Source organism: Zoogloea sp. (assembly GCF_028693495.1).
Lineage (GTDB): Bacteria > Pseudomonadota > Gammaproteobacteria > Burkholderiales > Rhodocyclaceae > Zoogloea.
Window position 1 is genome coordinate 86583 of the sequence record NZ_JAQUVG010000002.1, and the last position, 11653, is coordinate 98235.

Here is an 11653-nt window from a genome sequence, read left to right on the forward strand (position 1 = left end):
CAAGGGCGGACAGCCAGGCCGCAGCTCCGTCACGCCAGCGGACGCCAGCGATCAGAGGATCGGAAAAGAAAGAGGGAGGCCGTCCGCGTCAGGCGGCGGCGAGTCTGGGCGGTCGCTCGGGCTGGGCCGGGACGCGGGAGGGAAGGGGTGCCAGGGGCGACGCCACGCGAACCGGAGAGAAGCTCACGAGCGGGGCCAGATCCGGCACGGCCAGCAGGGAGAAGGCCACATGGTGGCAGGCACCGCAGCCGTCACAGAACATCTCCTGGTGTGCCGCAACATCGGGCAGGCCGGCATCAACGCTGACGCTGACCGTCTCCTCGTGGCAATGGACCGGCTCCGCGCGCGCCTCGGACATCCCATGCCGGCACAGGGGCGCAGCCATCCCGGCCACGGCCTGGAGGGGCAGCAACACGAGCAGCAACAGGGTCAGCAGACGGCGCAGCACGGGAGAAAGGACACACCAGAAAAAAATTCTGGCGAAATTTTAGCGAAGTAACGATGATTTGCCATCGCCAGGATCAATTTCTTCCTGAAATTGTTACCCTTAGGCCTGTCAAGAACCTCTTCACCCAGAAACCCCCACCCGCCTCCATGGCCTCGCCTGCGGTCCCCACACCCGAGCCCGTCCCCACCTCATCCGGTCTGCCCGAGGACCCGCACCACCACGCCCTCGAGACACCCTCTGACGGGCGCCACCCAGGTCAGGCCCTGCTCCCGCTGCTGGTCTTTGTTGTCGCCCTGGCGTGCACAGGACTCCTCTCCCACTCCGAATACACCGGCAGCCAGCAGCGCCTGGAAGACAATTTCAATCTCCACGTCCGCCAGACCGCAGAACGCATCGAGAACCAGATCGCCACCTACGAGCAGCTCCTGCGGGGCGTCCGCGGCTTGTTCCAGGCCTCCGATGCCGTCAGCGAAAGGGATTTTCTGGATTACGTGGATGCGCTGACCCGGGGCCACGAGCTGGAAGGACTGCAGGTGGTCGCCTATACGCCCCTCCTGCGCCAGGAAAACACCCTCCGCGGCCCCATCGCCTTCGTCGCCCCACCCACCCAGGAGAACAAAAGCGTCAAGAACCTGGACATGCTGGCCGCCCCGGTGCGGGGTCCGGTCATGCTCCAGGCCCGGGACTCGGGGCGGATCACCATGACCCCCAAGACCCACCTGCTGATGGACAAGACCTCGCCCCAGCCAGGCATCGCCCTGTACCTGGCTCTCTACCGGCGGGGCAGCCCCACCGGCACCCTGGCCGAACGCCAGACAGCCCTGCAGGGCTGGGTCCACGTGGCATTCCGGGTTCATGACCTGATGGCCAGCCTGTACGGCAGCGGCACCCCCGGGATCGGCCTGCGGATCTACGACGGTCCGGGCACCCGCATGGCCCAAGGGATGTTCGACTCCCACCCGGAGCAGGACGATGCGCTCCCCTCCCGCTTCACGGCCTACCGGGAGATCCGCTTCAGCCAGCATGCCTGGACCCTGGAAATCTTCAGCACACCCGCTTTCGAGGCCACCCAGGGGGGAGACAAGGCCCGCCTGACCGCCCTCTCCGGCGGCTTCGTGAGCCTGCTGCTCGCCCTCATCACCTGGCAGCTGACCACCTCCCGGGTGCGGGCGCATGAACGGGCCCACCAGATGACCCTCGAACTGCGGGAAAGCGAGGAGCGCATGCGCCACATGGCCCAGCACGACCCCCTCACCCGCCTCCCCAATCGCGCCCTGTTCTCGGACCGGCTCGCCTCCGCCCTCGCCCGCGCCCGGCGGGACGACACCCGGGCCGCCCTCATGTTCGTGGATCTGGACCGCTTCAAGCCGGTCAATGACGAATACGGGCACGGCGTGGGCGACCAGCTCCTGGTGGCGGCGAGCGGACGCATGCGTGCCTGCCTCCGGGAGTCGGACACCCTGGCACGCATCGGCGGGGACGAATTCGTGGTGTTGCTGCCCCAGGTGGACACTGCCGCCGATGCCGAGCAGGTTGCCGAGCGCATCCGGACCGCCCTGGCCACCCCCTTCGAAGTGGCGAGCCATGTGCTGAACATTTCCTGCTCGATCGGCATCGGCCTCTATCCAGACCACGGCATCGACGAGGTCCATCTGATGAAGAGCGCCGACGACGCCATGTACCAGGCCAAGGACGCCGGTCGCAACCAGATGGCCGTGGCCGGATGAGCCCGGCGCCCCCATGAGCACCGCCTTCCACGTACCGGTTTTCTTCGACTACCTGGCCACCTTCAGCTGGGCCCTGTCGGGGGCCATCGTCGCCCTGCGCAAGCGGCTCGACGTGGTGGGCGTGTTCGTGCTGGCGCTGCTCACCTCGGTGGGCGGCAGCATCCTGCGGGACGGGGTCTTCCTGCAGCGCACGCCGCCGGTTCTCACCGATCCGGTCTACCTGCCCCTGATCACCCTGGCCACGCTGCTGATCGGATTGCTGCGCCAGCGCATTGCCGACCTGAAAGTGGTGGACAAGCTCGTCAGCACCATCGACGCCATCGGCACCCCGGCCTTCGCCGTGGTCGGCATGCAGTTGGCCCTGGGCGCTGGCATCCCCCTGCCCGGTGTGGTGCTGGTGGGCGCCGTGAGCGGCGTGGGCGGAGGGGTCCTGCGGGACATGATCGTCCGGGAGATCCCCTTCATTCTCCAGCCGGGGCAGTTCTTCAGCGTGGTCGTGGTGCTGGCCTGCCTGGTCTTCCTGCTCCTCACCCTGGCCCTTGACGTGGCCACGCTCCCTGCAGCCTGGACCACCATCGCCCTGTTCTTCATGATCCGCAGCCTGACCATCCGCTATAACTGGCAAACCCGCCCCGTGCTCCGCGAACCCGGGGCCTGAAACCATCCCCTGCGGGAACAATTGCCCCCGGCGGGAAACAAACCCGATTCCTTACCGAACACCAGGAGTTCCCATGTCTGCCCTGTTCCAACCCCTGCAAGCGGGTGCGCTGACCCTGCCCAACCGGATCCTGATGGCTCCCCTCACCCGCTGCCGGGCCGAAGCGGGCCACGTGCCGGGCGACCTGATCGCGACCCATTACGCCCAGCGGGCCAGCGCCGGCCTGATCATCACCGAGGCCACCATGGCCATGGCGGGCAACTCTGCCTTCTGGCACGAACCGGGCATCTACAATGCCGCCCAGGTGGCCGGCTGGAAAAAGGTCACCGACGCGGTCCATGCGGCGGGAGGCCGCATCTTCCTGCAGATCTGGCACGGCGGCCGGGCCTGCCACCCGCTCCTCAACGACGGCGCCCAGCCAGTGGCCCCGAGCCCCATCGCCATCACCAACGACGAGGTGCATACCCCCGAAGGGAAGAAGCCCTACGTCGTCCCCCGCGCGTTGCAGGATGACGAGCTCCCGGGCATCGTCGCCGGATTTCGCCAGGCCGCTGCGAACGCCCGGGCCGCCGGTTTCGACGGCGTCGAAGTGCACGGCGCCAACGGCTACCTCCTGGACGAATTCCTGCGCGACGGCGCCAACCGGCGCAGCGGCCCCTACGGCGGCCCCATCGAGAACCGTGCCCGCCTGCTGCTGGAAGTGCTGCAAGCCACCATCGACGTGTGGGGCAGCGACCGAGTCGGCCTGCGCCTCTCTCCCCTCAACAGCTACAACAGCATGATCGACAGCGACCCGGTGGGCCTGATCAGCTGGCTCGCCGAGCGCCTCAACGACTACCGGCTGGCCTACCTGCACGTGATGCGCAGCGATTTCCTCGGCCAGCAGAAGGACGACGTGCTGACCCCAGCGCGCAAACACTACCGGGGCGTGCTCATCGGCAACATGGGCTACAGCCCCCAGGAAGCCGCTGCCGCCATCGAAAGCGGCCAGCTCGATGGCGTGGCCTTCGGCGTCCCCTTCCTGGCCAACCCGGACCTGCCCGCCCGCATCAAGGTGGGCGCCCAGCTCAACGCAGCCGACCCGACCACCTTCTACAGTCCGGGCCCCGAAGGCTACACCGACTATCCCTTCATGCAGTAAACGCCGGCGGCAGGGTCGCCCATGGGCAGGCCATCAGATCCGGAACTGCTTCACCTGCCCGGAGATGGCCGTCCCCAGCGCCTCCAGCCGCTCGGCCGACTGACTGGCCTGGACTGAGGCCGCGTTGTTCTCCTCGGCCACCCGCGCCACCTGCTCCGTCTGGGCTGCCACCTGCTGGCTGGCGACATTCTGCTCGCCCATCGACAGGGTGATCTCATGAACCAGTTCGATCACCTTGTCGGCGCTCTCCTGAATCTCCGTGATGGCGGCCGAAGCCTCCTGGGCCAACGCCGACCCATGCGCCGCCTGCCCCACCGATTGCCCCATGATCGCGTTCACCTGCACCGACAGGGACTGGACCGACGCCACCATCGCGGTGATCTCGGCGGTGGACGTGGAGGTCCGCTCCGCCAGCTTGCGCACCTCGTCCGCCACCACGGCAAACCCCCGTCCGCTCTCCCCTGCCCGAGCCGCCTCGATGGCCGCATTGAGCGCCAGCATGTTGGTCTGCTCCGCCACCTCGCGGATCACCCCCACAATGCTGGAAATCCGCCCGGCCTCCCGGGTCAGGTCGTTGATCACCAGGGACGCCCGCTGCACCTCGTCGGAGATGGCCGTCATCTCCTGGGTTGCCCCCAGGATGGTTTCGCAGCCCTCGCGGGAGCGCTCTCCCGCCCGGCGGGCCATGCTCACTGCCACCTCGGCGCTCTCGGTGATGTGGCTGATGCTCACCGTCATCTCCTCGATGGCCGCCGCCATCGCCGACGCCGAATCACTCGCCACATGGGACTGCCGGGCCGCGTTCACCGACGCCCCCGACATTTCCTGAGCCGCCTGCTCCACCTGAGCCACCGTCTCCAGCAACTCACCGAAGGTCTGACGCAGGGTCCCCAGCAGGCTGACGATGGCCTGCCCGGTCCGCCCGACCTCATCGTTCCCCACGAAAGGCGCCGGCAACGTGAAATCGTGGGTCTCCTGGACGCGCTGACAGAACTGCTGCAGCTCGCCGAGGGGCACCGAGACCACCCGCCGGATCACCACGAAAATCAGGATCGGCAACAGGACCGCCAGCGCCAGCCCCACCGCCCCGGCCAGGTAGATCAGGGCATGCATGCTGCGGCCCAGATCCTCCGTGTTGGCCCCGGACGCGATCACCCACGACAGGCGCTCATTGTGACCATAGGCCGTGATCCTGCCCTTGCCCGACCCGCCACCCGCATCCCGGGCGGTGTACTGGAGGAGCCCCTTCTTCTGGGACAACATCTCCTTGAGGATGAAACGCCCTTCCGAATCCGTCAGCTCCAGCCCGCTCTGCCCTTCCTTTTCCGGATGGACCACGAACTGACCGAAGGCCGGCCCTTCCTTGGCATTCAATACAAAGACATACCCCGTCTCCCCGACCCGGGTGGACTTGATCCGCGCCGTCAGGGCCTTGAGCTCATCGGTGAAATCCACCCCGATGAACAGGATGCCCACTACATCGCTCCCCTCCCGGATCGGCACGTACTTGGTGTAGTAATCCCGCCCGAAGAGGCGGGCTGGCCCCCGGTACGTCTCCCCCTTGAGCATCCGCCCGTAGGCCGGATGGGCACGGTCGAGCACCGTCCCCACCGCGCGGGAGCCATCCTCCTTCTTCAGGGACGTGGTGATCCGCACGAAATCGTCCCCGTCCCGCACGAACAGCGTCGCCACCCCCCCGGTTTCCCGGGTGAAGGCATCCACCAGCCCGAAATCCAGGTTCAAGGGCTTGGCCCCCAGGCGCAGGACCGGCACCGTCCGGCCCCCCATCGGCACCGAGGCACCGGCATCCCGGCGCAAGGGCTCGTGCAGGCTCAGCTGGAGGGCGCTCATCAGGCGGTCCGCCCCCTTCTCCAGCTGCACCGCGAAAACATCCACCATATCCAGCACCGTGGCATTGACCGTCTCCACGGACTGGGTCGCCGTCTCCGTCACCAAGCGGTCGGAGGCCCGACCCAACACCACCGATCCCACCAGCAGGGCGACCAGCAGCACCCCCACGATGACCACGGTCAGCTTTTGTCCAAGGCTGCTATTGCGAAACATCTGTTTTTATTCTCCGATCGAAGGGCTGTCCCGGAGGGACGGCAAGACTCCGTGCCCCTCCCCCCACCGGCAAAGGCCAGCGGCTTCCGGGGTACATCGGCGGCAAATGTGACAACTGAACACACGCCGGGGCATCCATCCACAGTCCGTTGACATGGGTCAAACATCCCACCCCGCGCCCGGCAACAAAAAACCCGCCTCGCGGCGGGTTGGCAGTGAGATGCAGATCGCCCTCAGACCACGCTCATGCGACGACGGGCCAAAGCCACCCCCGCGAGGCCGAGACTGACCAAGGCCATGCTTGCAGGCTCCGGAACCGTCTTGGGAAGGCGGTTCTCCACCGAAAGCTCCGCAGCGTAACTCGCCATATTGGGCGCATAGACCGTTCGGAACGTCGCAAGCCCGGAACCCCCCAGGTAGTAATCCAGAGGGATCGACGAGTAATAGACATCGCCCAGGCCCCACTGGAAATCGAAGTCGGTCACGAAGCTCCCGTTCGCCTGGGTCAGGTGCTGGTGGGTGCCGGCCTTCAGGGTGTTGGCCAGTGCGTAACCGTGGCTCGAAGAACTGCCCCCATCCAGGGTGGTGTTGGTGATGACACCCCCCGGACCGCTCAACAGTTCGCTCCCCGCCACCGTGTTGGCCTCGGAACTGGTGCTGCGCACGAAACCGATGCCCGCGCCCCCCGGCAAGACCGAGGCCGCATTGGTCACCGTCCGGTCGTGATAGACGAACACGCCCCCCGACGAAACGAATGCGTTTACGGCCGCGGCATTCCCGCTGAGCTGGGCACTGTGCCCACCATTGCTCCCGTTGAGGACCCACAGCACATCGATTCCCGCAAGACTGGATGCGCCCAGATTGTTGAGGAGCGAAGCCGTATAACCCTGGCTCACCACCATGGTTGCCGCCTGATTTTTCGAGTCACCAAAGATACCGAACGTCAGCGCACTGGCCGACGTCGCGGCGACGGAAAGGGCTGCACCAACGGCAAGAGCAAGAAATCGAGGCATCTGGGTCATGGCAGGTCATTGGCTGGAAAGATGGGGCAAGAATAAAGCCCCGCTCCGGCACCAACCCGGACTTATTGGGCATGTTTCCCCATAAAACCTTCCATCTTGCGGGTGGATGTGAAGTTTTTAACGGCACGCCAGGCGTGGCGCTTTCATGTCAGCAACCCCCGTGTTTTCGGTTCCGTACTGCATGGAACGGATACCGACCGGAGTGACCTCGACCTGCTCGTGGCCCCCACACCCGAGACGACACTCTTCGATCTGGGCGGACTCCAGGTGAAACTGGAGGCACTACTAGGTGTTCCAGTCGATCTAGTGACCCCCAACGACCTACCGCTTCGAATCCGCGCAAAAATCCTTACAGAGGCGCCTCCCCTGTGACGGAAAGCCGCCTGTCTCTCTGGCTTGAACAAATGGACGAAGCGGCCCGTCAAGCACTCGCCTACGTTGAAAACCAACGGGAGGGCTTCAACGCAGACCGGCGAACCCAGCAGGCCGTCGTACACTTAACCTCCTCGTGATCGGTGAGCTCGCAGCAAAGCTCCTGGAGCACTACAGCGACTTTGTTGCGGGATACCCCTCTGTGCCGTGGTCCAGCATGAAAGGCATGCGCAACCGGATCGCACACGGGTATTTCGAGTAGGACATCAGCGTGATCTGGGAGACCGTGCAACGTGCGCCCCCAAACTGGCAGCCCAGTTGCCGGCAATCAGCCGCGCCGCCGAAAGCGGGCTCCCTCCTCCATGACCCGCTGAGCACGGCGTGTTCGGTTCATCCCCACGTTCGTGGGGAACACTCGGAGCGCTGATCGTCAATCCGCGTCGCCATCGGTTCATCGAGGGTCACGTCTGCCAACCTCTTTTCTGAGCTGCCTATCCGGCAGTGAAGGCAGGGGACAATTGGAAAGTGGTCTTTCGGTTCTTTCTGAGCTGCCTATCCGGCAGTGAAGCGCGTAGCTGACGGTGCCAAAGGTGCCGAACATTTCTGAGCTGCCTATCCGGCAGTGAAGCCCTTCCAACCGTAGGACTGGCCAGCTGTCCTTTTCTGAGCTGCCTATCCGGCAGTGAAGATGGGTTTCGTGGTGGTCCAGCACAGGCCGCATTTCTGAGCTGCCTATCCGGCAGTGAAGACGATAGCCGCCGATCCGAACGCGGACGCGGATTTCTGAGCTGCCTATCCGGCAGTGAAGTCACATTCACATTCGTAATACTTCTCTCGGAATTTCTGAGCTGCCTATCCGGCAGTGAAGACGAGGGGCAGACTCGAGACGCTTCTCGAGCTTTTCTGAGCTGCCTATCCGGCAGTGAAGGCGGCGCCCGATGCTGCCGCCATCCGCGCCGATTTCTGAGCTGCCTATCCGGCAGTGAAGGTCGTGTTCTCGACGGTGGATGACGAGCTTGTTTTCTGAGCTGCCTATCCGGCAGTGAAGAAGATCCGGTGCTGCGGTGAACACCTCTGGAATTTCTGAGCTGCCTATCCGGCAGTGAAGAGCGCGCCGTCCTGCTTCTCGCCGTGACGGTTTTTCTGAGCTGCCTATCCGGCAGTGAAGGCCCTGGGCGCGCTTCGGGTCGCCGATGATGATTTCTGAGCTGCCTATCCGGCAGTGAAGCTTCTTTCCACGGCGCAGGTGCTGCAGCGCGTTTTCTGAGCTGCCTATCCGGCAGTGAAGGCACTTCCCATCCGTCACGCTGATTGACCAGTCTTTCTGAGCTGCCTATCCGGCAGTGAAGGACAAGGAGCGCATAGCGGCTGATCTGGAGGCTTTCTGAGCTGCCTATCCGGCAGTGAAGGGCCAGGGCCAGGGTGTAGCGGCCGGGGGCGGTTTTCTGAGCTGCCTATCCGGCAGTGAAGGGTGAGCAACGGGCAGACGATCAGCTGCGGCCTTTCTGAGCTGCCTATCCGGCAGTGAAGCATCCCCACCGACCCGGCGGCATGACGACACCTTTCTGAGCTGCCTATCCGGCAGTGAAGATCAGCTCTGGTTCTGCTCCTGGAATTTCTACATTTCTGAGCTGCCTATCCGGCAGTGAAGAGGCGATTCTGCGCCGTGCCCGGAAAGTCATATTTCTGAGCTGCCTATCCGGCAGTGAAGAAGAAGCTGTTTGCAGAGGCATACATTGCTAATTTTCTGAGCTGCCTATCCGGCAGTGAAGTCCTTGTAGAGCGTCTCCAGACCATCGTATTTTTTCTGAGCTGCCTATCCGGCAGTGAAGCCAGCCTTGCTGCAGAACTCGGTGTCCCACTGTTTCTGAGCTGCCTATCCGGCAGTGAAGTCCTGGGCGACGATCACGCGGAGAGGCTTGCCTTTCTGAGCTGCCTATCCGGCAGTGAAGTTGATGTAGTCGCGGATTGCCTGCCCGTTGAATTTCTGAGCTGCCTATCCGGCAGTGAAGTACGCCGCCTTGTTCGTGCCGGAGAACAGCTTTTTCTGAGCTGCCTATCCGGCAGTGAAGCTGGAGTTCCTGTTCAAGCCTGCGCGTTACAAGTTTCTGAGCTGCCTATCCGGCAGTGAAGTGAAACCGACCCACCAGGGCGATCTGGGCCTGTTTCTGAGCTGCCTATCCGGCAGTGAAGGCTTCAGCGAGGCCCTTGACCGACGTGCTCGATTTCTGAGCTGCCTATCCGGCAGTGAAGTTGAGATAGGCCTCCAGGCGCGGCAGGATGTCTTTCTGAGCTGCCTATCCGGCAGTGAAGCCGGCGGCAATGCGGATCTCGTCGGCGGCGGCTTTTCTGAGCTGCCTATCCGGCAGTGAAGCGAAGATGGCGACGCGCATTGACGACCAGCTCTTTCTGAGCTGCCTATCCGGCAGTGAAGGACATCTCCGAACAAATGCGCGCCGGCGGAAATTTCTGAGCTGCCTATCCGGCAGTGAAGCAGGGAAAAGCTCCATCTTGATCCGCCTCGGGTTTCTGAGCTGCCTATCCGGCAGTGAAGGCGATGTAGTCAGCCAGGGTGCGACGTGATCCGTTTCTGAGCTGCCTATCCGGCAGTGAAGGACGCGGACGTTTTGAGGGGCCTTGGCTGCAATTTCTGAGCTGCCTATCCGGCAGTGAAGACGCACGGTTCCGGGAGCAGGCAAGGGTTTCATTTCTGAGCTGCCTATCCGGCAGTGAAGAAGCGACCGGCCTCGGATTCGGTGATCACGCTTTTCTGAGCTGCCTATCCGGCAGTGAAGCGACACCAGGCCTTGGTGATCCAGATCGAACATTTCTGAGCTGCCTATCCGGCAGTGAAGTCTCTTGCCCAATCCGGATCCGCTGACTAAACTTTCTGAGCTGCCTATCCGGCAGTGAAGTTGAACTCGCCCGCGTAGCTGTCAATCGTTGAGTTTCTGAGCTGCCTATCCGGCAGTGAAGTAAGTCATCAGCCGGATGTCGCCGTCCGGATTTTTCTGAGCTGCCTATCCGGCAGTGAAGACCGAGACTGCCGACGGCGGAGGCCCGCCCTCTTTCTGAGCTGCCTATCCGGCAGTGAAGATCAATTATCACAGAAGGGCGTCCTTGATTTTTTTCTGAGCTGCCTATCCGGCAGTGAAGGTCCTTTGGCCCGTCGCGTTCTTCAGGCCATCTTTCTGAGCTGCCTATCCGGCAGTGAAGGGTCGAGCCAGGGGAGTTGCCGCCTGCCATCCTTTCTGAGCTGCCTATCCGGCAGTGAAGTATCAGACAAGCACAACCTCGCCCGCCTCGCCTTTCTGAGCTGCCTATCCGGCAGTGAAGGGTCGTCGTTGCGGACTGCGGCACACCAGTTCCTTTCTGAGCTGCCTATCCGGCAGTGAAGGAACTTTTACCCGGATATGGCCGTGACGAACCTTTTCTGAGCTGCCTATCCGGCAGTGAAGAAGATCAAGGATCTGCTCACGCAGCAAAACAACTTTCTGAGCTGCCTATCCGGCAGTGAAGCTGGTGGCGCTGCGTGAATCCGTCGTGGGGAACTTTCTGAGCTGCCTATCCGGCAGTGAAGTTGGGTTTCAACGACCTGATGGCCGTCATCCTTTTCTGAGCTGCCTATCCGGCAGTGAAGCTCCTGGTCGCCAAGCTCCTGGGGCACACGACTTTCTGAGCTGCCTATCCGGCAGTGAAGGGCTGCAGGTGGGCGACGCGCTCACCGTCTTCTTTCTGAGCTGCCTATCCGGCAGTGAAGAGTCGCCCCGCAGCTGGATGCCGTCTGGCCGAGTTTCTGAGCTGCCTATCCGGCAGTGAAGTTCTGCTTTGTACGGTCAAGGCTGATTTAGGCTTTCTGAGCTGCCTATCCGGCAGTGAAGACGCCCGCATCACCCTGCAGCGCCCCGCCACGTTTCTGAGCTGCCTATCCGGCAGTGAAGTCGGCGGCGCCGAACTGGGCTTCGACGATGACTTTCTGAGCTGCCTATCCGGCAGTGAAGTCCACAGGTACGCCCACCTGGGCGCGCATCCTTTTCTGAGCTGCCTATCCGGCAGTGAAGGCCCCAGCCGATCGAAACGCCGTTGTCGGTGATTTCTGAGCATCCCATCCGCGCGTCCCGCACGCCCGGCGTTCCGGAAGAAACGAATATGGCTTACAAGGAGAACGGCAGCGCCGCGATGACCGACACGTCATTGGTGCGAGCTCGCAGCGCTAGAGGA

Annotated in this window: 8 protein-coding genes and 1 CRISPR repeat array; of the genes, 5 read left to right on the top strand and 3 right to left on the bottom strand. The window is 63.4% G+C overall.

What is annotated here, in order from left to right; translation table 11 throughout:
- Positions 1 to 88: 88 nt before the first annotated feature.
- Positions 89 to 448 (bottom strand): hypothetical protein, encoded by a 360-nt coding sequence (locus tag PHD22_RS00830; RefSeq protein WP_299860874.1) that lies wholly within the window; start codon positions 446 to 448, stop codon positions 89 to 91.
- A gap of 146 nt (positions 449 to 594) precedes the next feature.
- On the opposite strand from PHD22_RS00830, the gene PHD22_RS00835 reads away from it, so the two are divergent.
- The 3 genes from PHD22_RS00835 to PHD22_RS00845 all read left to right on the top strand — a co-directional run bounded on the left by PHD22_RS00835 (position 595) and on the right by PHD22_RS00845 (position 3974).
- Positions 595 to 2175, top strand: a complete 1581-nt coding sequence (locus PHD22_RS00835) for a diguanylate cyclase (protein WP_299860877.1) — start codon at positions 595 to 597, stop codon at positions 2173 to 2175.
- Between the two features lie 13 nt (positions 2176 to 2188).
- Positions 2189 to 2833 carry a TRIC cation channel family protein gene (locus PHD22_RS00840; RefSeq protein ID WP_299860879.1) on the top strand — a complete coding sequence of 215 codons (645 nt, stop codon included), beginning with the start codon at positions 2189 to 2191 and terminating at the stop codon, positions 2831 to 2833.
- A 73-nt stretch (positions 2834 to 2906) separates the two neighbouring features.
- Positions 2907 to 3974, top strand: a complete 1068-nt coding sequence (locus tag PHD22_RS00845; protein WP_299860881.1) for an alkene reductase — start codon at positions 2907 to 2909, stop codon at positions 3972 to 3974.
- 33 nt (positions 3975 to 4007) lie between these two features.
- Here PHD22_RS00845 and PHD22_RS00850 read toward each other — a convergent pair whose 3' ends face one another.
- Complete coding sequence (locus PHD22_RS00850) at positions 4008 to 6038, bottom strand: methyl-accepting chemotaxis protein (RefSeq protein ID WP_299860884.1); 2031 nt, start codon at positions 6036 to 6038, stop codon at positions 4008 to 4010.
- Positions 6039 to 6271: 233 nt separating this feature from the next.
- Positions 6272 to 7060, bottom strand: a complete 789-nt coding sequence (locus PHD22_RS00855) for a PEP-CTERM sorting domain-containing protein (protein WP_299860887.1) — start codon at positions 7058 to 7060, stop codon at positions 6272 to 6274.
- A gap of 108 nt (positions 7061 to 7168) precedes the next feature.
- Here PHD22_RS00855 and PHD22_RS00860 point away from each other — a divergent pair, with 108 nt between their 5' ends.
- Complete coding sequence (locus tag PHD22_RS00860; RefSeq protein ID WP_299860889.1) at positions 7169 to 7432, top strand: nucleotidyltransferase family protein; 264 nt, start codon at positions 7169 to 7171, stop codon at positions 7430 to 7432.
- Between the two features lie 136 nt (positions 7433 to 7568).
- Complete coding sequence (locus PHD22_RS16880; RefSeq protein WP_366520658.1) at positions 7569 to 7694, top strand: HepT-like ribonuclease domain-containing protein; 126 nt, start codon at positions 7569 to 7571, stop codon at positions 7692 to 7694.
- Between the two features lie 217 nt (positions 7695 to 7911).
- Positions 7912 to 11553: direct repeats of the CRISPR family, unit length 28 nt; unit sequence TTTCTGAGCTGCCTATCCGGCAGTGAAG.
- Positions 11554 to 11653 lie beyond the last annotated feature (100 nt).